This window comes from Gardnerella sp. DNF01151, from assembly GCF_049244235.1.
Taxonomy (GTDB): domain Bacteria; phylum Actinomycetota; class Actinomycetes; order Actinomycetales; family Bifidobacteriaceae; genus Bifidobacterium; species Bifidobacterium swidsinskii.
Map to the genome: position 1 here is coordinate 217,146 of NZ_CP058389.1, position 20,808 is coordinate 237,953.

Annotated in this window: 18 protein-coding genes and 2 pseudogenes; 18 read left to right on the forward strand and 2 right to left on the reverse strand. The window is 39.3% G+C overall.

The annotated features are described in order from the left end of the window. The 9 genes and pseudogenes from HXT37_RS00920 (at position 1) to HXT37_RS00960 (ending at position 6,795) form a co-directional block, all read left to right on the forward strand. On the forward strand, positions 1-315 hold the full coding sequence (locus HXT37_RS00920) for a F0F1 ATP synthase subunit epsilon (protein ID WP_033888552.1): 315 nt from the start codon (positions 1-3) through the stop codon (positions 313-315). A 739-nt stretch (positions 316-1,054) separates the two neighbouring features. Beyond that, positions 1,055-1,240 carry an antitoxin VbhA family protein gene (locus tag HXT37_RS00925; RefSeq protein ID WP_012913757.1) on the forward strand — a complete coding sequence of 62 codons (186 nt, stop codon included), beginning with the start codon at positions 1,055-1,057 and terminating at the stop codon, positions 1,238-1,240. Between the two features lie 18 nt (positions 1,241-1,258). After that, positions 1,259-1,978 (forward strand): Fic/DOC family protein, encoded by a 720-nt coding sequence (locus HXT37_RS00930; protein ID WP_012913758.1) that lies wholly within the window; start codon positions 1,259-1,261, stop codon positions 1,976-1,978. A 294-nt stretch (positions 1,979-2,272) separates the two neighbouring features. Continuing rightward, positions 2,273-3,523, forward strand: coding sequence for a Fic family protein (locus HXT37_RS00935; protein WP_012913759.1), 1,251 nt, complete (start codon positions 2,273-2,275; stop codon positions 3,521-3,523). A gap of 30 nt (positions 3,524-3,553) precedes the next feature. Further along, positions 3,554-4,603, forward strand: a complete 1,050-nt coding sequence (locus tag HXT37_RS00940) for an FAD:protein FMN transferase (protein ID WP_421779574.1) — start codon at positions 3,554-3,556, stop codon at positions 4,601-4,603. 248 nt (positions 4,604-4,851) lie between these two features. Further along, positions 4,852-5,544 (forward strand): annotated as a pseudogene (locus HXT37_RS00945) (type I restriction-modification system subunit M); the annotation flags it as partial. 640 nt (positions 5,545-6,184) lie between these two features. Further along, positions 6,185-6,472, forward strand: coding sequence for a terminase TerL endonuclease subunit (locus tag HXT37_RS00950; protein ID WP_199172869.1), 288 nt, complete (start codon positions 6,185-6,187; stop codon positions 6,470-6,472). Positions 6,473-6,484: 12 nt separating this feature from the next. Beyond that, positions 6,485-6,613 carry a hypothetical protein gene (locus HXT37_RS00955; protein ID WP_255408308.1) on the forward strand — a complete coding sequence of 43 codons (129 nt, stop codon included), beginning with the start codon at positions 6,485-6,487 and terminating at the stop codon, positions 6,611-6,613. Then, the gene (locus HXT37_RS00960; RefSeq protein ID WP_080551010.1) at positions 6,610-6,795 is read left to right on the forward strand and encodes a head-tail adaptor protein; all 186 of its coding nucleotides are present in this window, start codon (positions 6,610-6,612) and stop codon (positions 6,793-6,795) included. Before HXT37_RS00955 ends, HXT37_RS00960 begins: the two co-directional genes overlap by 4 nt. A 5-nt stretch (positions 6,796-6,800) precedes the next feature. Here HXT37_RS00960 and HXT37_RS00965 read toward each other — a convergent pair whose 3' ends face one another. Both HXT37_RS00965 and HXT37_RS00970 read right to left on the reverse strand, forming a co-directional pair. Beyond that, positions 6,801-8,378 (reverse strand): Eco57I restriction-modification methylase domain-containing protein, encoded by a 1,578-nt coding sequence (locus HXT37_RS00965; protein ID WP_102703314.1) that lies wholly within the window; start codon positions 8,376-8,378, stop codon positions 6,801-6,803. Between the two features lie 62 nt (positions 8,379-8,440). Then, a complete protein-coding gene (locus tag HXT37_RS00970) occupies positions 8,441-9,337 on the reverse strand; it encodes a hypothetical protein (RefSeq protein WP_421779577.1) in 897 nt (298 codons plus the stop codon). A 238-nt stretch (positions 9,338-9,575) separates the two neighbouring features. On the opposite strand from HXT37_RS00970, the gene HXT37_RS00975 reads away from it, so the two are divergent. The 9 genes and pseudogenes from HXT37_RS00975 (at position 9,576) to HXT37_RS01015 (ending at position 20,806) form a co-directional block, all read left to right on the forward strand. Further along, complete coding sequence (locus HXT37_RS00975) at positions 9,576-9,776, forward strand: hypothetical protein (RefSeq protein WP_033888430.1); 201 nt, start codon at positions 9,576-9,578, stop codon at positions 9,774-9,776. A 201-nt stretch (positions 9,777-9,977) separates the two neighbouring features. Beyond that, a complete protein-coding gene (locus HXT37_RS00980; protein WP_004109027.1) occupies positions 9,978-10,139 on the forward strand; it encodes a hypothetical protein in 162 nt (53 codons plus the stop codon). A 76-nt stretch (positions 10,140-10,215) separates the two neighbouring features. Next, positions 10,216-11,130, forward strand: a pseudogene (locus HXT37_RS00985) (type I restriction-modification system subunit M); the annotation flags it as partial. Further along, a complete protein-coding gene (locus HXT37_RS00990; RefSeq protein ID WP_421779580.1) occupies positions 11,127-12,350 on the forward strand; it encodes a restriction endonuclease subunit S in 1,224 nt (407 codons plus the stop codon). The pseudogene HXT37_RS00985 and the gene HXT37_RS00990, both read left to right, overlap by 4 nt. Positions 12,351-12,461: 111 nt before the next feature. After that, positions 12,462-13,415: an Abi family protein gene (locus HXT37_RS00995; protein ID WP_102703316.1), complete on the forward strand. Its 954-nt coding sequence runs from the start codon at positions 12,462-12,464 to the stop codon at positions 13,413-13,415. Between the two features lie 58 nt (positions 13,416-13,473). Then, entirely contained in the window at positions 13,474-16,764 is a 3,291-nt protein-coding gene (locus tag HXT37_RS01000; protein ID WP_421779582.1) for a type I restriction endonuclease subunit R, read from the forward strand. Between the two features lie 239 nt (positions 16,765-17,003). Beyond that, the gene (locus HXT37_RS01005) at positions 17,004-18,722 is read left to right on the forward strand and encodes an FTR1 family iron permease (protein WP_410310248.1); all 1,719 of its coding nucleotides are present in this window, start codon (positions 17,004-17,006) and stop codon (positions 18,720-18,722) included. Between the two features lie 95 nt (positions 18,723-18,817). Next, positions 18,818-19,462, forward strand: a complete 645-nt coding sequence (locus HXT37_RS01010; RefSeq protein WP_012913768.1) for an iron transporter — start codon at positions 18,818-18,820, stop codon at positions 19,460-19,462. A 72-nt stretch (positions 19,463-19,534) separates the two neighbouring features. After that, positions 19,535-20,806 (forward strand): DUF2318 domain-containing protein, encoded by a 1,272-nt coding sequence (locus tag HXT37_RS01015; protein ID WP_012913769.1) that lies wholly within the window; start codon positions 19,535-19,537, stop codon positions 20,804-20,806. The last annotated feature ends 2 nt before the right edge of the window (positions 20,807-20,808 follow it).

Genomic DNA, 20,808 nt, shown 5'->3' on the forward strand with positions numbered 1-20,808 from the left:
ATGTCGGAGAAGCAAGTAAAATCGCTGCACGTTAGTGTGGTGGCAGCCAGGCATCCTGTTTGGGAAGGTGACGCCAAGTTTGTGGTTATTCCTTCTGTGAATGGCGCAATGGGCGTGCTTCCTGGACATGAGGCTGTGCTTGCGTTGATTGATCACGGTTTTGTGAAGGTTGACGATTTGAAAGGCGTGCGTCACGTTTTTAAGGTGACGGATGGCTTCTACTCGGTTGACTCTGACAATATTACGATTGCTGTTGAGCATAGTTGTAACGTTGATAAAGACGGCAACGTGCTGCCTAACGCTAAGGTGATTTAAGGTTGCTTTTGTTGCTTATGTAAGTTTGTTGCTTTTGTAAGTTTATGAACTTGTGTAAGCAAGGTAATCTCTTCTAAGGCAGGAGTTTGGGATATTCTCAAGCTCCTGCCTTTTTGTTTTTATAGCGCGTTTGTAAAGAAAATAGATCTCAGAGGCGAAGCACTGTTACTAACTCAGCTAACGAACTGAGAAAGTAACGGTGATTGGCAAAACACTGTTAAAAACTCAGTTAGCCGACTGAGAAAGTAACGCTCACAAACGAAACGACGTGTTTGTTTCGAGCAGCCATTGCGCTATGTCTATTACGCGGATTCCTTCAATGTCGTAAGAATCGTGGCGAGTGTTTGCAAGCAGATTCGCACTTTCACTTTCAAAACTGTAAAATTTTTTCACTTTTGAAAGTGAGTGCCTATTTGCGTTCGTGTGCGAAGGCTCTTTCTTTTTGCTTAAGTTTTGCGAATCTTTACTTTTCAATATGCAAGATTGCAATTATCTTTACTTTTTATTGTTGTTATGTGCAAATAAGTAAAGATTTAGCTATAACATGGCGCTTATCTTTGGAATAATCTACGCCGAAACGAGCGGCGTTATGTTGCCGATGCTAGATTCGTCAAATCGCAGAATGTGCTGTAAGTAAAATGTGTTGTAATTGAATATGTTGTAATCAAAATGTATCGTGCATAGTAAAATAGTTAATAGTTGTTTTTGATTTGGGTGCGTGTGTTGGCAGGGAGAAGAAATGATTGATAAAGAAACGCAACGTAGGCGTCAAGAAAATTTGGGTCTTGCAATAGCTTCAGGCAAACTTGAAGGCAATTCGCCTTCAAAAGAGTTTCTTTATGACGCAAATCAATATGCTAATGGTCTTATAAGTAGCAATGAATTTGTTGCTAGAATGCGTTCTAGATATGGCGTGATGGATTAAGTTATTGGGTTGTGTGTCGTGGAAACAGTTTTTGACCCTTATCTTATTCCTCACACAAGGGTATTGAAGAACAAATCTAATATAAATAATCAGATTGAATTAGATAAATATGAGAACGATGCTGTTCTCACAAGATGTTCTATTTTGTACGAAAACTTGCCACATGCTGAAGGAACTGTTAAGCAATTGCAGTGGATTCATCATTATCTTTTTCAAGATGTTTACGATTGGGCTGGCCAGATTCGCACTATAGATATGACTAAAGGCGGCGGCGAACCGTTTCATCCGCTTGAATACATGGGCGTTGGGATTCGTTACTGTGAGCAAACGCTTAAAAATGATAATTTATTGCAAGGTTTATCTATTGACGAGTTTATTAGTAAGCTAAGTGTAAATTACAATAATTTTAATGTTTTACACCCATTTCGTGAGGGCAATGGTAGAACGCAACGCGTTTTTTGGGATATAGTTGCGCGAGATGCTGGATACCATTTCGATTGGGGATTAATAACGCAGCGTGTTAACGACGAAGCTTCAATCCAGGCTAAAGATGCTAACGATACGAAGCTTCTTGAGGATATGTTCCACATTATTACAAAGCCTTTGAATGTTGAGCTTTTAGCTCAGCAGCAGTTTGCGCATCTTGTTGAAGAAGAATACGAATACGCTCCGAATGTGGCTAGTATTTTGCAAGATAAGGATTACGCTGCGTATAAAACGCGTTACGGCATAGATTGAATTTAGCGTTTGAGTATTGCGAACGCCGAAACGAGTGGTGTGATGTTGCCAATGCTTCCGATGTTTCTATAGCGCGTTTTTGCCAAAATGTCGGTATAGACGAATGTTTTTTGTGTGCTATGCCTTCATTTTGCCAAAATGTAGGTATAGAATAGACTTTTATATTAGTTATGCAATCATTTTGTGATAAATGCGTTATTTGCGTATAAGCAAAATATCGCAAGCAAAATATTGCAAGACATCACTACAAAATCCTCAATAATGTAAACGCAATAATGTAAACGGAGTCGCATTATGGATTACAAAACAATACGCAAAATAGTTGCAATGTCTAAAAGTAATGCAAAACCTTGTGATATTGCGGAAGAAGAGTATTGCTTGCGCATTGATAATCCAGTGACGTATCGTTCTGGAATCGTATTTGATGCGCATGAGATTTTTGCAATGTGCGTAACGGATCTTGTGACGTATATGAATTATATTGCGAATACTGAAAAAGCGGTTGAAAAAGCGTGGAACGAGTTGCCGCGGTTTGCTCAGCGCGAGTATTTAATGCAACTTATTGCAAAAGAAGTGCAAAATACCAACATTATTGAAGGTGTTCACAGCACTAGAAAAGAGCTTTCCAAAGCACTTGATGCTGCAAACGAGCAGAATAATCATACGCGTTTTAGTGAATTTACTAAGCTTTTTCTCGAGCTTGCGGATTCAAATGAATGTGACACTTCGATTCCACAAACCTTGCAAGATATACGAAAAATCTACGACAGTATTATGCAGGGCGAATTAGAAGCAAATAATATTCCAGATGGCGAGATTTTTAGGAGTGGAAAAGTAAGTATTCGTGATGGTGCAAATAATGTAGTGCACGATGGCGATGCAACGGAAGCAGAAATTCAAGATCATTTAACACAGATGTTGAGTTTGATGAATAGCAGCGAAGTTCCAACGCTTATTAAGGCGTGCATGTGCCACTATGCTTTTGAGAGCGTGCACCCGTTTTACGATGGAAACGGTAGAACTGGGCGGTTTTTGCTTGCTTTGCAATTGCATGAGCATCTTTCGATGCCAACAATTTTGAGCTTAAGCTCTATAATTTATGCAGAAAAATCTGGATACTATGCTGCTTTTTCTAAAGCTCAGGAGCTGTTTAATTGCAATGATTTAACTATGTTTTGTTGCACAATGTTGGAATATATTGTAAAAGCACAGGGCGAAGTGTTTGAGAATATTAGTGTGCAATTAAAGCACATTATTTACTGTATGGGTAAGCTGCGTGAGCTTTTCTCAGAGGAAGAAATTTCTAAAGTGCAGCGTGAAGTTCTGTCTATTTTGTTGCAAAATAAGCTTTTTTCGTATAATCCAACTCCGATGACTCGCAAGCAATTAAGCGAATATGTTGGCAATGCAATTGCTGAGCAGGTTGGTGAGAGAAAGATTGTGAGTGCGCTTAACGGTTTGATTGAGCTTGGAATGGTTGATTCTATTGGCGAACGCCCTATTCGGTATGAGCTTTCTAAAAAAGCGAATGAAATGTTTGCGTGAGGCAAGCGATGTTTTTGTGTGAGGAAAGTGATGTTTGGGAATGTAATGGCGATTGAGCGCGCGCTTGGCACGGGGATTATTATCTCTAGCAGCGTGCCGATTTCGCAGCGCGTGCAGAATCGGATTCGCGATTTTATTGAAGAGTATGAATCGGTGCTTTCGCGCTTTCGTGCGGATTCGCTTGTTTCGCGCATGGCTTGTGCGGAGCATGGCGGCGAGTTTGAGTTTCCAACGTGGGCTCAGCCGCTTTTTGCGATCTATAGCGAGTTTTACGATGCCACGCACGGTGCTTTTGACGCTTGTATTGGTGTGGATCTGCTTGCGCTTGGCTACAACAATTCTGTGCAATTCGTTCCGGAGTCGGCAGCTAGCGCAGGCAAGAACGATAATAGCAGCAGCTACAGTTGCTCTAACTATCGCCGCGCTCTGCCAGTTAAGTGGGCAGATATTTCGCGAGATGACGGCGGCGCAACGCTTCACACAAATAAGCCAGTGCAGCTTGATTTTGGTGCAGCCGGTAAGGGCTATTTTGTAGATCTTGTAATGCAGATTATTAAAGAGGAGTTTAGTGACGATTCGACTGCGAATAATTATTTTCCTTCGGATTTTGATTTTTTGGTAAACGCAGGCGGAGATATGCGCGCTTGCTTTAGCAAAAAGAATAGTCAAATAAAAGTTGCGCTAGAAAATCCTTTTGACACAACGCAAGCGGTAGGTGTGGCATCAATCGCAAGCGGAGCGTTGTGTGCTTCGTCTGCTGCAAGAAGGCGCTGGAAAGTAAAAGACACAAATTGCCTTGCAGCTGATGCTTTTGAATCTAATGTAGTTGCAACTCACCTTATCAACGCTTTAGATGGCGTACCTTCGCAAAAACTTTCTGCAAGCTGGACTTACGTTCCTGCTAAAACATGTGCTTTTCCGACTGCTTACGCCGATGCGCTCGCAACTGCGCTTTTTATTTCGCAAGAAAGCGATTTGCAAAAAATCGCGCAAACTACCGGCGCTGAGTTTGCTGTAATGCAGCCAAATCATGCGCTTCGCAAAACGTGTGCTTTCCCAGCGCGCTTTTTTGCTGAATAATCGCCTTATTGCCTAATGCGTTGTTGCGTTGTGTCTTTTGTAACTCAAGGCTTGCGCGCACAAAATCGAAGCTAGACGCAAGCAATGAAAATAACATTATGCAAATAACATCGCTGCTGATTGTGCGCGTTTACAGTAGAATATTAAAGAACGCTTATTTAATTATTGCGTAATTATTGCGTAATTATTGAGTTTATTTAATTATGGCGCATGCGCTTGCACAAATTGCACAAATAGGGAGCGGCAAAATGGACACTCGCAAAGAAGAAGAACGCGCGGAATTGCATCGCACGATTTGGAAGATTGCAGACGATTTGCGAGGTTCTGTTGATGGTTGGGACTTCAAAGCATACGTATTGTGCACAATGTTTTATCGCTATATTTCCGAGAATTTATGCGATTATATCAATAAAGATGAGCACGAATCTGAAGGCGGCGATCCAGACTTTGATTATGCAAAAATAAGCGATGAAGATGCCGAGCCTCTTCGCAGTGAAATGATTAGTGAAAAAGGCTTCTTTATACTTCCTAGCGAGCTGTTTTGCAATGTGCTTAAGAACGCTCCTCAAGATAGCAATCTAAACGAAACGTTGAGCCGCGTGTTCCGCAATATTGAAGCTTCTTCTCAAGGAACTGATTCGTCTGGTGATTTTAAGGGATTATTCTCCGATTACGATGTGAATAACATTAAGCTTGCAGACACTGTTGAAGGCAGAAATAAGCGTTTTGTTAAGTTATTACAAGTGATTAGTGAGATGAAGCTTGGTAGTGTAAACAACAACGTGATTGAGGCTTTTGGTGATGCTTACGAATATTTGATGGGCTTGTACGCTTCTAACGCTGGCAAGTCTGGTGGCGAATACTTTACGCCTGCAGAAGTCTCAATGCTGCTCACGCGCCTTGGAACCAATGGAAAATCAAGTATTTCCAGCGTGTACGAGATAACTTTACAGGAAATGATACCAAGCCTATTGGCTGTTGCCTAAAAGAACACTGTAAATAAGGGTTTATTGTAGGCTGGCTAAGCAGAAGAACGTGAATGAAGGTCTGGCGTGAATTGACGCTGGATTTTTTCTTTTTATGGGGTGTCTTTTTTGGTTTTAGGGGTGTGTGCTACTTAGGCAAGGGGGTGCTCTTTTACTTCTTAGGGGGTCTATAAGTGCTGGACTTATTCCGGAGGCTGAGTGATGTATAAGATTAAAAAGCGACCTCTCAAAAAGAGAGTGTCTGCCTAATGTCTAAGGCGTAGCATCGAGACGGATTGAATGTACAGGATGGATATAAGGAGGTAAAAATGATAACAGTAGACAATCTTCAAGCATTATTAATAAAACTTGGTTATAAACAAATTGGTCAGCAGTATACTGTACTGGATTCCTACCGAGTGTCTGACAGAACGTGTGCAGCAAGATGAAATCCCTTATGACAAGTGGTATGAACGGGGCTTGATACGTCTTTGCACTGGAAAGGCAATCAACTATTCCGATATAACAACAGAGTTTTGTAAAGTGTTGCAAAATACGAATTATTACCGGCGTGGGTATATTATTACATCTATTTTGCAAGGTATTTTGTAGAAAAATGCAAATGCAGGGCTTTAATATGGTGCGCTGCATACAAGAGGCAAAAACTCTTTCTCTGCCTATGCAGATGTTAGGGGCAGACTTACAGGCACATAAAGTTATATGCGGCAATAACCCGGTTTTGAAATGGTGCTTAACGAATACGGGCGTGCAGACTGACGGAAACGGAAATATCGTTCCTATCAAGAACCAAAGCCCAAAACAGCGAATAGACGGCACGGCAGCACTGCTTGACTGCTATGTGGGGCTATATGAGCATTACAACGAATATACAAGTGCAATCTAAGGGGGTGGCAGCATGAAATTGAAAGATAAGAAAATAGAGATTTTAGGAAAGACCTATACGCATGATAAATACGGCAATAGCAAAGTGAGTTTGCACCCATTACCCCGCCGCTGTGGGCGTATTTTCGGCATTTATCCATGAAAGAATTATGCGGCACTGTCACGCATGTTGAAGAAGAAGCCCCGTTTATTATCAATTACAGAACGGATATAACAACAACCCATGTAATTCTATATAAGGGGAACTTGTACGAAATAATACGGGTTGATGTTTTCGAGGGCTACAAAAGCGACCTCACGTTATGCTGTAGGCGGATAGAGTAAGCAATTTACTTTCTGAAATTAGAATACAGTTCATTTATTGTATGATTCAATTCAGAATGTAGCTTTTCACATTCTGTAATTTTTCCTTTCTCCCCAAGGGAAAGAATATGTTTTACCTTATTGTTAATTTTCTCTAAAACTGATTTTGGCGGTTCAAAATAAGGAATTTGTTTAATGTAGTTGGCTGAATTATTAGCAGTTGGATTGATAGTATGAATTAGTTCATTCACAATATCTGAATTCATAAGTGCAAGCACGTACAGTATCTTCGATTGATCTTTCGGGAAAATTCCGACAATAGATTGATCGAATACTCTATTTTCGATATAGAACGCACGTATGGTGCTTGCCTTAACCATTGGTATTGCAACGCCCTTTTTGAAATAGAATGCTGAATTTTGAAACCGTGATTTTGGATGACTATTATAATATTCAATAGTATCTTCATCCCATCGAACAAACCATTCATCTTTTTCGCGATAATATCTAGTTTTTGAAGCACTTTTTACATAAGGAATGTAGCCTTCTGAAACTTCTTTGATTCCTGATAATGAACTACAATTAAATATTTGTGAAGGATTTACTTTCTCATAGTTCTTGCTGCCTTTCACGCTATCATCAGCAGCGCGAATAAATCTTTTATTGTCACCTGTATAAAATCCAGTAACAATGTTTGCAATATCGCCAAGACGAATTAAAGCAGTGTTTATTATTGCATTCGTTGAACTATCTGCAAGAATAAAACGGTGCTTGTCGTTTGTAAGAACATCCGACTGTTTTACAAAAAAGGTACTAAGATTATCTGGAAGCTGTGAATCATTTAATAGCAACTGAAATTCATTAGCAGATTCAAAACCTTGTACAATTCTTACGGTATTATTTAAAGCATTTTCTTTGTTTGTTCGTTCTAATGTTATGATTGACAAGTTAGAATAACCAAAACTAACACCCGGAAAGAATTTTGAAGGGAAAGTAATGATTTCGACTATCCTTGTTGATGTTAGCAGCAGTTCACGTAATTTCGCATGTAAATTCAAAAACAAGTACGTGTCGGGAATAATGAATGAAAGCCGACCACCATTTCTTAACAGTGAAATGCAACGTAATAAAAAAAGTGAATATGTTTCTTTTACATACTGCCCCGGATATTTTTTCTTTAGTTGTGCCCTCTTATCATAATCTTGCCACGCCCCATAAGGCGGATTGCCTATTACTTTGTTGTAATGCCCACCTATTGAACCAAAAAAATTAAGCTGTTCATCAAGCAATGTATCTGTTTGCTTAATCCACAATTCCGGAGAACTTAGCAAATCTAATCTTTCATCTAACAGAGTGTCTGTTTCTCGTACAGTGATGGAAGGAAGATCTTGATATTTTGAATTAAGAATTTTTATTGCTTCTGCATTGATGTCAAGCGCATCAATTTGAATCATTTTATTAGAGTTCAAAATTTGGTCAATAAATATTCCTTCCCCCGCTGACGGCTCAAGAATAATATCGTTTTCCTCTATTTCCAAACGGTTAACCATATAGGATGTAATTTCGTCTGAATTTGTATAGTAGGAACAAAAAGTATCTTTCATACACAGCACACGCCTTTCGATTACTTAAGATAAAACTTAAGATAAAGTATATGCTGTTTTTGTTACCACGTCAAGTATTTTAGTAGATCGTTAGCTTGTAAGTGTTGCTTGAAATCGGCACTTATATCTTTTTTCCAATCTGCATTTACATCTAACCAATTACGCAAATCAAAACCAGTAAAGGACTTAATCGCTTCATAACAATCATTAGCGCAATATACATCCCAATAAGGCGAATTCTTTAATGTTTGGAGATAATGATTGTTTTCATCTTCGTTCTGCCGAACAAATAAAAGTGTTTTTTCGCCAGCACCAAGCGAATTATATATACTTGCAACTAAAAGCAGACGGTTCGTATTTCCTTTTTCGTTTGAACTAAACCCACTTTTAAAATCACAGTTATAGTGAATACCGTTCTGCTCAAAGTGAAGATCAAGCGCTAATTTTATGCCGCCGCTATCAACCATAGTCCACGGTATAGAATAGTGTCGTTTTAACTCTTTTTTAATATCATCAGCTAGCTGCAATGAATTGATATAATCAGTTGCGTTCTTTTGTATTCCAGATTGAACATCTTCAAATTTTGGGGGTTCAATAATACGTAATGTTTTAATAGGATATTCAAACGGTAAACGACAGAACGGTTCCCACAATTCCCCAATACGTCGAGCAAACGCCATGTATTCATAAGGCCATACCTTATTGCGGTATTCCAACATTGCAATATATGACGTATATGTCATGCACATAATTTCATTAAGAATGCGCTCATTATCCCACTTTTCAGAACGGGACTTCCTAAGAATTAAAGATAGTTTTTCATTGCGGTAGTTCTTAATGGACTTATTGATTTCGCTTGCCTTATCTTTTTTACTTTTTCGAGTGTGCGACAACGCCACCAAAACTGAATCTGAATAGATGCGAAAATCATTAAGCCATTCTGCCTTAGAATGTAGCATGATAATTTATCTTCTTTCATAGTACAAAAATCTAGTCTTTATTATACATAAAATTAGTGGTTCGCTCAATCGAACAATTATTTTATTGTCGCTTAAATAGGCAAAAGTCGCTTACGAATATCAGAAATAATAAAATATATATTCAAGAAACTAGAAGAAAAACACAATGGTGATCTTTTAGAAATAGAGATTAATCCTGTTCATAGCAGAGCTTCATTATCAAAAATACGTAATGTAAATGATTGGGACACTGGCTTTGATGATGGCTATTCATTTTGGGAAAAAGGCGATAGCTTTAGAAAATCTGGAAGCTTTGATGAAGCAATTGATTGTTTTGACAAGGCTAGATTTAATGGCTATTGTGCTTCAGCGCTGTATGAATCCTATGCGATGGCATTCCATAAGACAAAAGACTATGACAATGAAATTGATATCTTAAATGAAGGAATCAAGAGATTAGCAAAACTTAATATGAAAACTAGTCAATTGATTACCAGACGAAACAATGCCATTAAAGCATTGATAAAACAGAGAGAACGGAAAAACGCAAGAGTCTAAAGCAAGGCGAAAGCTAGAAAAAAGCACTTGTGCTCAATCAGAAAAAGCCACTAAAAACAAAGCTGGTCGCTCAGTATTCCAGATGGATGATGAGGGAAACATCATCGAAAGATTTGAGACAATTGCAGATGCAGTAAGAAAAACAGGTGTAAATTCTAAAAGCATTCGTGATGCAGCAAAAGGTGTTCAAAGACATGCTGGTGGGTATGTTTGGAAATTTGTAGATGAGGAAAGTATCGATTAAAAGGTTTCAGAGTACAGAACAATAGTTTCAGAGTTCAAGGTCAAGGTTTCATTGTATCCAAATGGGTAAGAAACTAGATCCTGCGTGCGGTTCTGGCTCGCTTCTGCTAAAAGCCAAAAAAGTGCTAGGCATTGAAAATATTAATGGCGGTTTTTACGGCCAAGAAAAGAACGTTACTAGCTACAACTTGTGCCGCATGAACATGTTTTTGCACGATGTGAATTTTGATAAGTTTACTATTACTTGCGGCGATACTCTTATAAAACCGAAAATCGACGCTAATAAAAAGTTCGAGTTAGTGGTTTCTAATCCGCCTTATTCCACGAGTTGGGAGGGGGATTCTAATCCGTTGATGATTAACGATCCTCGTTTTGCTCCAGCTGGAGTTCTTGCTCCAAAAAGTAAGGCGGATATGGCGTTTGTGTTGCACTGTTTAGCGCATCTGGCAGAAGATGGTGCTGCTGCAATTGTTTGCTTCCCTGGGATTATGTATAGAGGCGGAGCTGAGCAAAAGATTCGCCAATATTTAATTGAGCATAATGCTGTTGATTGCGTGATTCAACTTCCAAGCAACTTATTCTTTGGCACTTCGATTGCTACGTGCATTATGGTTTTGCGTAAAAACAAGCAAAACGACACTTCTATATTGTTTGTTGATGCTAGCCAACAGTTTGTAAAGTCAACGAATAGCAACAAGCTTTCGGACGAGAACATTGAGCAAATTGTTAAGTGGTACACTTCTAGGCAAGATGTGGAGCATATTGCGCACGTAGCGTCTTTGGAAGAAGTGGAATCCAATAAATACAATCTTTCCGTTTCCACGTACGTTGAAGTAGAAGATACTCGCGAAAAGATTAATATTACGGAGCTTAACGCGCAAATTGCATCGGTTTGCGCTCGCGAGCAAGAGTTACGCGAACAAATTGAGAAGATTGTAAGCGAGATTGAAGCTGGCAGCGTTAACTTTGATAATAGCGAGGTGGCTCAATGACTAGCAAACTTGAGGATTTAATTGCTGAGCTTTGCCCTAATGGTGTGGAGTATAAGAAAATTGGAGATATTGCTGATGTTAGTATTGGATTAGCAACATCTGTAACAAAATATAAAAGAGATTCTGGCGTTTTGTTACTTCACAATTCAGATATTCAACAAGGTAGAATTGAACTGAAAAATATTGAACATATTGATGATTCATTCGCTAAAAAAAATAGTAGTAAACTTCTAAGAAAGAATGACATTATCACTATTCATACTGGTGATGTAGGTACGTCGGCAGTTATTACTGATGAATATGCAGGATCTATAGGATTTACTACAATTACCTCTAGAATAAAGGATTTTAATCAAGTTTATCCGTATTATTTATGCACATATTTCAATTCACATAAGTGCAAGATTGATATACGTAAAATGACTATTAGCGATCGTAGCAATCTGAATCAAAAAGATTTCATTAAAATTCAAGTCCCCGTCCCTCCTCTGGAGGTACAACGTGAAATTGTCCGCATATTGGACAATTTCACAGAGCTTACAGCAGAGCTTACAGCAGAGCTTACAGCAGAGCTTACAGCTCGTAAAAAGCAATACGAGTATTATCGAGATACCTTACTCACTTTTAACGATAATAATCCCCTACGCTCGCTTATCTCACGCTACTGCCCAAACGGTGTGGAGTATAAGAAGATTGGCGATATTGCTACGCTTTCTCGTGGTAAAGTAATGTCGAAAAGCTTTATAAATGATAATTCAGGTGAGTATCCTGTTTACTCGTCTCAAACAGAAAATAATGGTCAATTTGGTGCGATTTCTACTTACATGTTTGACGGTAAGTATGTGACATGGACAACTGATGGTGCTAATGCTGGAACAGTGTTCTATCGTGACGGTAAATTCAGTGTGACAAATGTTTGTGGCGTTATTGATATATCAGATTGTCAAGTTGACACTAAGTATGTGTATTATGCGTTGACAATTCATGCGAAGAACTATGTAAGTTCGGGCATGGGTAATGCAAAACTCATGAGTAATGTTATGAGTAAAGTAACAATCCCCGTTCCGCCTCTAGGAGTACAGCGTCAAATCGTACAAATTCTGGATCGTTTTGATGCTCTGTGCAATGATTTAACTCAAGGTTTGCCTGCAGAAATCGAAGCTAGACGTAAGCAGTACGAGTACTATCGCGATCAACTCCTAACCTTCAAGCGTGCGTAATGTAGTTATGCACAATTTATGTAAAGTAACCTATAAAAGCGTATCTAGTATTACAATTTATATAAATTACATTTCTAGTGAGACTCGCCGAAGAGATTGAGGAGGTAAAAAATGTCTGATAGACTTGCTGATAACAGCAGCCCCCTAAGCCTACTAACAGTGCTCAAACCTGGGGGTTCTTCTTGTTTTTCAGCTGATTCAAAGCCTCCAAAATCTATTGACGATATGATTCAACTCATGAAAACTCGAGGATTAGTAGTTACAGATGAAAATAATTTAAAAAGTATGCTATATAACTGCAACTACTATAGATTATCTGGGTATTTTCGAGTGTTTCAAGTCGATCCTTCTTCTGGCAATAATCAGTTTAAGCCAGGCAGCAAAGATGTTGATTTTCTTGTGCCGTACAAAATGGATGAAGAATTGCGAACAATTATTCTTAAAGGTACCGCACAAGTAGAGTTAACATTAAGATCTAGATTTGCATATCACGTTGCAAACTCTGGAGGAGCATATACATACTTCAATTCAGATTCGTATATTAAAAAATCTAATATAAGCATAAATAATCTTTTATCTAATATGAATAAATGGCTGGAAAAATCTAACGAAGTTTGTATAAAACATTACAAGAGTAAGAAACAACCTATACCAATATGGGCTGCTGTTGAAGCTTTTCCATTTGATACTATTTCACGAATGATTTCTTTGTACGAAGATACTAATGTGTTGCGAAAACTTTTTGATTCAATGGGGTTAAAAACAGAAATTCGTAAATCTTCTGAAGCAATCCATTCAATAGTTTACTTGCGTAATTTGTGTTCTCATCATTGTAGATTATGGTATAAGGAAACTGTAATATCGACTCCTTCAATTCGTGATGTTAAAAATTCTTCTTTATTAAATGGTTATACGGATAAATCTATTGCTGCAGCATTAGTAAATTTAATGTATTTAGTATCAAAAATAGAAAACAATCATAATTATGAGACTGAAATAAAAGATTTTCTGAATAAAAATGAAGAATATAAAAATGGGATATTTAACCATTTACATTGGAGATAATTTAAATTTGTAGAATATGCAATGCGTTATGTGAGTAAGTAAGAAAGAAGGAAGCAGAATGAAAATTGTGTTAGAGAATCAAGATAGCACTGTAATGTCTACGTTTACGCCAAGCGCGCGCAACGACGGCAGCTATCAAAGCGAAGCGCAGCTCGAAGAAGAGTTCATTAACATTTTGCAATCCCAAGGCTACGAGTACGCTCACATTCACAGCGAGAAAGATCTTATAGCAAATCTTCGCGTGCAAATCGAAAAGCTCAACGACTACCATTTTTCGAATGACGAGTGGGAAAGATTTTTCAAAGAAAATATTGCAAACAGCACTGACGATATAGTTAAGAAAACAGATACTATTCAGCGAGATAACGTTAAAATACTCAAAAAAGATGACGGCGTAGATAAGAACATTACTATTATTGACAAAGAAAATATTCACAAGAATATTGTGCAAGTAATCAACCAATATGCTGTTAACGCAAACGATAATGCAAACGATAATGATGCAAATGGCCCTGCGCGTAGCAATCGTTACGATGTGACTGTTCTGGTAAACGGCTTGCCAATGGTTCATATTGAGCTAAAGCGCAGAGGTGTGCCTATTCGAGAAGCGTTCAATCAAATTAACCGTTATGCTCGTGACTCATTTTGGGCTGGGAATAGGCTATTTGGATACGTGCAAATTTTCGTAATCTCAAACGGCACTGAAACGAAGTATTACTCTAACTCAACGCGCAATAATGCTTACAATGAGCAGAAAAGTAAAGGATCTAGTAAAACAACAACAAGTAACAGTTTTGAATTTACAAACTATTGGTCCGATGCTCAAAACACTATAATCTCCGACTTATGCGATTTTGCTAAAACCTTCTTTGCAAAGCACGTAATTCTTAACATTCTTACAAAATATTGCGTTTTTAATGCAGAAGACTGCTTGATGGTAATGCGACCATACCAGATTACTGCAGCAGAAAACATAGTGAATCGCGTAAAATACATGTTTGCTAATGCAAGCAAAATGCCGGCAGCAGAGCGTCAAAAGGGCGGATATATTTGGCATACTACTGGATCTGGTAAAACGCTAACTAGCTTCAAAACATCGCAGTTAGTAAAAGCTTTGAAAGACGCAGAAGGCAATAATCTTGTTGACAAAGTTTTGTTTGTTGTAGATCGTAAAGATCTTGACTATCAAACAATGAGAGAATATGACACGTTTGAAAAAGGAGCCGCAAATAGTAACACTTCAACAGGTGTGCTTACAAAACAGCTAGAAGACAATACGGAAGAATGCAGGCTTATTATAACCACTATTCAAAAGCTTAGTAGATTTATAAGCAACAACCCAAGCCATGAAATTTACAAAAAGCGCATAGTGTTTATTTTTGACGAATGCCACAGAAGCCAATTTGGAGGCATGCACGCGGATATTGTAAAACACTTTAAAAATAGCTTGCTTTTTGGGTTTACTGGCACGCCAATTTTTGAAGCGAACGCTACTGGCTCCGACGCTGCGCATATTTCTACAACAGAGCAAACCTTTGGGCCTTGCTTGCACACGTACACAATCATTAACGCGATTAACGATAAAAACGTGTTGCCATTCCGCGTGGAATACGTTGCTACTGTAAAAACATCGAGCGAGTTGGAAAAAGCAACCGACGAATTGGTTAAAGATATTAATCGACCAGATGTAATTAGGCATAAAGATCGCGTGCATAATGTTGTTCAATACATTATTGAGCATTTTAGTCAAAAAACGTATCGCAACGAGAAAACTTACAAATACAAGCGCATTCTTAACGTTAAAGAACTTGCCGCAGATAAGCATAATACTTTAGAAGCTAAAAAATCTTCTGAAGCAGTCGACGTAAACGGCTTTAATTCAATCTTTGCTGTTGCAGACATTCCTCTTGCAAAAGCGTATTACAACGAGTTCAAAAAGCAGCAGCAAAACTTGCCTACAAGCGAACGCTTAAAAGTAGCAACTATTTTCAGCTATGCAGTAAACGAGGGTGAGTCAGATTCTTCGGAGTATAGCAACGGCATGGGTTCTCTTGGAGAAGAAAATTCCGAAAGCACGGCAAAGCTAGACGCAAATTCGCAAGAATTCTTGGAAAGCGCAATAAAAGACTATAACGAAATGTTTAATACTGCGTATGATGCGTCAAATAACAAATTCCAAAACTATTACAAAGACGTTTCAATTCGCATGAAAAATAAGGAAATTGACGTTTTGATTGTAGTCAACATGTTCCTAACTGGTTTTGATGCAACAACTTTGAACACGCTTTGGGTAGATAAAAATCTTCGCATGCATGGGCTTATTCAAGCGTTTTCGCGCACGAATCGAATCTTAAATTCCGTTAAAACATTCGGAAACATTGTGTGCTTTAGGGATTTGAGTTATAGAGTTGACGAAGCGGTAAGTCTTTTTGGAGATAAAGATGCGCAAGGTATTGTGCTTTGCCCTACGTTTGAGCAGATTTTCAACGGTTACGTTGACGATAAAGGAATTGAGCGCTGTGGATACAGTGATTTAGTAAATGAGCTTATGGAAAAGTATCCGCTGCAAGGCTTCAACATTGTTGGAGAAGAGAATCAGAAAAAGTTTATATCGCTTTTTAGCAATATTTTGCGCTTGCGTAACATGCTGAAAGCTTTCGATCAATTTGAAGGCAACGAAATAATCAAAGAGCGTGATATGCAAGATTACTTGGGGCATTACCAAGATTTGCATGAAGAGTGGAAGCGCAAAGAGCAAAAAGGCGAGGTCGCCGACATTACGGATGACGTTGTGTTTGAGATGGAGCTTGTGCGCCAAGTAGAAGTAAATATTGACTACATTTTGATGTTAGTAGAACATTACCATAGCAAGCATTGTAAAGATAAAAATGTTCTTGCCTCTATTAGGGTTGCGGTTGACTCTAGCCCGCAGTTGCGTAGTAAAAAGAAGCTTATTGAAGGGTTTATTGCGCAGCTTAATGAGAATGAGCTTGATAAGCTTGTGGATTCTGGCGATACAATTACCGTTTACGATTCTAACGGAAACAAGTTGAGCATTGTTGATTGCTGGAGCGAGTATGTTGAGCAAAAGTATAATCATGATTTGGCGCAACTCGTGCAAAGCGAAGGGTTAAACGATGCTTTGACTCGCAAGTTTATGGAGAAATCTTTTAGCGCTGGCGAAGTGAGTGAGCTTGGTACAGACATTAATGATTTAATGCCTAGAATGAGCAGATTTGGCGCTGCGGCTAAGGCGCGCGCTGAGAAGAAAAGTCGCATTGTAGAAAGTATGAGAAACATGTTTAATGAGTTTGTTGGGCTTGTCGGCTTTAGTAAAAACGAAAGATAATTCTCGTTATCAATATCATTTTTGTAATATTTGCGTGTTTTTTGCGTTGAACTATATCAATCTACTTGATATGTCGATATTATGTACCTGTGGGGCCTTTGTAATGGCAAGTTTTAGTTGGGTGCGCTCAATTTGGGGTAGAGCGCGTAGATATGCAGGAAATGCGTTAACGCAAAAGGCGTAAAACGCGTGAGAAGTGCGGAATCGCAAGAAGACGCGGAAGAACGCGAGGAGATGTTATGCGCGCGTGTGTAAAAGTGCGCCGAATTATTCGTGACTCGGCTGCACTGATTCTGGCTGTGTGCATGTTGGTAGGTTGCATAGTGAGCTCGTTTGCTACAACTATTCCAGCTTTTGCAACAGATGCAGATCGTTCGTATACTAGCTGGACAGAAGTTTCTAAAGCAATTAACAAAGAATTGCTACAAGGTCAATCAGAATACAATAGTGGCAACAATTCTGGAGCTGCAACTCGATTTGAAGCAGCATACAATTCCGTTTACGTTGCTTCTAACATGATTACGGTTGTGCGAGATGCAATCGGGCAGAATAAAGTTCAGGCACAAACTGATCAATTCCAGCAGCTACAAACGCTTGTATACCAGCAAAATCAAGGTTCACAAATAAGTGCTGTTTCAACGGCTCTTTCAGTGGATGTTGCACAAACTGCATCTAGTCTCGATGCCAACTTAAAAGTGGATAAGCCAAATGTTTATGCACAAAAGTTGCGTGCGCAAATTAAAGCAGAGCGCAAAAAGCTTGATGCTGCAAAAAAGAAAAACCTCGGGCGCAATGGTCGTACGTGGGGTCAAGTTGCTCGAGAAATGAACGTTATTCTCGACGAGTCTGTTGCAAAATACAAGTCTGCAAAAGGTAATAAAACTCAAGTAGCATCTGCAGTTGATTTAATTAACGAAGCCTATTACCAGTATTACGAAAAGCTTGGTTTCGAGAAGAACGTGATGAATGCAATAAGCGGAAGTCGCGTTTCGACTGTCGAATATCAATTCAAAGAGTGCCGCCAAACAATGAACAACGGTGCAACTGTTGAGCAAGCTAAAAAGTTCGTAACGGATCTTAAAGCGATGCTTATTGAAGACGCAGCAAAATTAGACAAAGGCGCATCTTCAAGCGCAAATCCATTTATGCAATTCATAACTAGCTCATTTGGTCAAGCTTTCGTGATTTTGCTTCGTGAAGGTTTGGAAGCGTTGCTAGTTGTTGCAGCAATTATTGCATACCTTGTTAAATCCGGTCACAAGAATATGGTGAAGTATATTTACTTAGGTATTGCGGCTGGAATTGTGGCATCTCTTGCTGTAGCTGCACTATTCGGCTTGCTATTTAATGGCTCTGGTCCGCAGCAGGAGATTACAGAAGGCGTTGTTGCATTGTTCGCAATGCTTATGCTGCTTTACACGAGTAATTGGATGATTTCTAGATCTTCAGTGCAAGCATGGAATAAGTATATTAGTGAGCAAACAACGGCAGCAGTTTCTAAGGGAAGCTTGGTTTCTTTAGCGTTATTGAGTTTCCTTGCGGTGTTCCGCGAAGGTGCCGAAACTGTAATCTTCTATCAAGCAATCTTTGCAGTTTCAAACGGAGCTGACTCTATGATTTGGGGAGGCTTCATTTCTGCTGCTGCAGTTCTTGTAGTGATATTCTTGCTGATTCGTTTCGCATCTGTGCGCATACCAATTCGCCCATTCTTTACTGGAACAAGTGCTCTTATGTCTGTTCTCGTAGTGATTTTTGCAGGCGGTGGTGTGCACGCGTTAATCGAGGGTGATGCTCTCGAAGGAATGTATATTCAAGGCTTGCCAACTAACGATTGGCTTGGGTTCTATCCGTATGTTGAGACGATTGTTGCTCAAATTGTGGCAGCAATTGTTGTGATTTCACTGCTTTGCGTATCTATTGCGCGAAGTCGTGGGAAACGCGCGATAGAAAATAAATAAGCAAAACAACAAATAACCAACTAATAAATAATTAATAAACAACCAATAACAACAATTAAATAAAAATAACTAACAACAAACACAGAAGGTTAGATATGAAGAATAATAAAATGATGGCAATTGCAGCTTTGGCTCTTGCTGGGCTGCTTGCGCTCGCTGGATGCGGTTCTAATGGCAATTCAGCTAAAACTGATGCTAAGTCACAAGCAACCGAGCAGAAGGCTGACGACAAGGCTGACGACAAGGGCGGTGATAAGGGCTTTGAGGAGGTTCCAGTTGGTCCTCACCAAGATCAGAACATTGGACCTCTTACTATTGGCGCTGTGTACTTCCAGCCAGTGGACATGGTTCCAGCTGGCATGGGCTTGAAGGCAAGCGAAGCAAGCTTCCACCTTGAAGCCGATATCCACGCTAACCAAAAAGGTACAAAGCTTGGCTACGGTAAGGGCGAGTTCATTCCAGATTTGACTGTGAATTATGAGATTGTCGATAAGGCAAGCGGCGAATCCGTTGGTAAGGGCACGTTTATGCAGATGAACGCTTCCGATGGTCCTCACTACGGTGCAAACGTTAAGCTTGACAAAGCTGGAAATTACAAGCTCGTGCTTTCTATTGAATCCCCAGAAAAGAAGGGTTGGATGCTTCACGTCGATCCTGCTACCGGCGTAACTGGTCGCTTCTGGACTGAGCCAATTAAGGCAACCTTCGACGATTGGAAGTACACTCCTCGTCAGTGGTAGTGATAGCTAGTTAATAATTAGCGATTAATTAATAATTTTAGTAAATAATAAGTAATAGCAAAGGAGGGAGTTATGCTCAGACTGTTTGTGGCAGTTATGCCTGGGCTGCTCCCTCTTGCGCTACTCACAATGGGATTAAGCACATCGCTTACTGTTGGCGAGGGGCGAGATAAGCCTCTGAGTGCACGTTGGAGATTGTATGGGCTGTCTGCAGGCACAGTCGCAGCTCTTATTTTTGCTATACTCCGCGCATCTGTGGTAATTAATCAGCGAAACTTTATTAATATGCCGGCGTTGTGTATTGCGGTTCCGCTTGATATTGCTGCAATTATTGTGGTTATTTTTTCACACAAAATAATAAAAAATTGGCGTAATTGCCCGCTTTTAATGCACATAAGTAACGCGATTGGTGCATGTTGCTTAGCGTTTACTGTGTTTTATGCTTTACCAGATGTTATTTTGCAACTTACTATTTTCGTAGATTCAAGCACTCCGCCTTTTACATCAGACATGTTACTTCGCGCGCTTGGTTTTGTGCTTGGCGTTATTGCTGCTATCTGCTTAAGTCTTATGGTGCGTTCTTTGCGCACTACGTCTAACGCTATTTGCTTCAAAATTGCTGTAGTTTTAAGCATGATTATTTTGCTAGTGCAGCACATAACTTCACTTTTGCAGATTATGCAAGGAAGCATTCTGCTTTATATGGATGACTTTTCTTTCAGCGTGCTTGTTTGGCTAATTAATAACGCTCCATTAATGATTATGGCGCAAATTAGCGTGTTCATGATTCCTGCTGCTGCGTCTGTAATAATCGGCTTTAAAACGGCTGTAGTTGGTGAAAATGCAGCAGAAATTCGCACGAAGCGAGCGTTTAAAAGGAAATCTCGAAAGTCTGCGCTCGCAGCTCTTTTGGCTGCTATCACAGTAATACTTACGCTTACTGTAGGCGTATCTATTATGAATATTAAACCAACTCTTACGCCTCCAGAACCGTATGAATTGCACGATGGTGTTGCAACTATTAATTACGTTCAAGTTTCAGATGGTCATTTGCATCGTTTCCAATACAAAGCAAAAGACGGCACTATTATGCGTTTTATAATCATTAAAAAGAATGGTGGAGCGTATGGCGTTGGATTGGATGCTTGCGAAAACTGCGGCGATGCAGGCTACTATGAAAAAGACGGTAAGATTATTTGCCGTAAGTGCGACGTAGCAATTAATTTGGCAACTATCGGTTTTAAAGGTGGTTGCAATCCGATTCCGTTCCCGTATAAGGCTGGGCATGGCAAAATCACAATTCATACTGCTGATTTAGACGTGCTCAGTTCGCATTTTAAGTAAGG

Coding starts and splice junctions, on each gene's coding strand:
- HXT37_RS00920 (WP_033888552.1), top strand. CDS start 1: ATGTCGGAGAAGCAAGTAAAATCGCTGCACGTTAGTGTGGTGGCAGCC.
- HXT37_RS00925 (WP_012913757.1), top strand. CDS start 1,055: ATGATTGATAAAGAAACGCAACGTAGGCGTCAAGAAAATTTGGGTCTT.
- HXT37_RS00935 (WP_012913759.1), top strand. CDS start 2,273: ATGGATTACAAAACAATACGCAAAATAGTTGCAATGTCTAAAAGTAAT.
- HXT37_RS00940 (WP_421779574.1), top strand. CDS start 3,554: ATGTTTGGGAATGTAATGGCGATTGAGCGCGCGCTTGGCACGGGGATT.
- HXT37_RS00950 (WP_199172869.1), top strand. CDS start 6,185: ATGCAAATGCAGGGCTTTAATATGGTGCGCTGCATACAAGAGGCAAAA.
- HXT37_RS00955 (WP_255408308.1), top strand. CDS start 6,485: ATGAAATTGAAAGATAAGAAAATAGAGATTTTAGGAAAGACCTATACG.
- HXT37_RS00960 (WP_080551010.1), top strand. CDS start 6,610: ATGAAAGAATTATGCGGCACTGTCACGCATGTTGAAGAAGAAGCCCCG.
- HXT37_RS00965 (WP_102703314.1), bottom strand. CDS start 8,378: ATGAAAGATACTTTTTGTTCCTACTATACAAATTCAGACGAAATTACA.
- HXT37_RS00970 (WP_421779577.1), bottom strand. CDS start 9,337: ATGCTACATTCTAAGGCAGAATGGCTTAATGATTTTCGCATCTATTCA.
- HXT37_RS00975 (WP_033888430.1), top strand. CDS start 9,576: ATGATTGGGACACTGGCTTTGATGATGGCTATTCATTTTGGGAAAAAG.
- HXT37_RS00980 (WP_004109027.1), top strand. CDS start 9,978: ATGGATGATGAGGGAAACATCATCGAAAGATTTGAGACAATTGCAGAT.
- HXT37_RS00990 (WP_421779580.1), top strand. CDS start 11,127: ATGACTAGCAAACTTGAGGATTTAATTGCTGAGCTTTGCCCTAATGGT.
- HXT37_RS00995 (WP_102703316.1), top strand. CDS start 12,462: ATGTCTGATAGACTTGCTGATAACAGCAGCCCCCTAAGCCTACTAACA.
- HXT37_RS01000 (WP_421779582.1), top strand. CDS start 13,474: ATGAAAATTGTGTTAGAGAATCAAGATAGCACTGTAATGTCTACGTTT.
- HXT37_RS01005 (WP_410310248.1), top strand. CDS start 17,004: ATGCGCGCGTGTGTAAAAGTGCGCCGAATTATTCGTGACTCGGCTGCA.
- HXT37_RS01010 (WP_012913768.1), top strand. CDS start 18,818: ATGAAGAATAATAAAATGATGGCAATTGCAGCTTTGGCTCTTGCTGGG.
- HXT37_RS01015 (WP_012913769.1), top strand. CDS start 19,535: ATGCTCAGACTGTTTGTGGCAGTTATGCCTGGGCTGCTCCCTCTTGCG.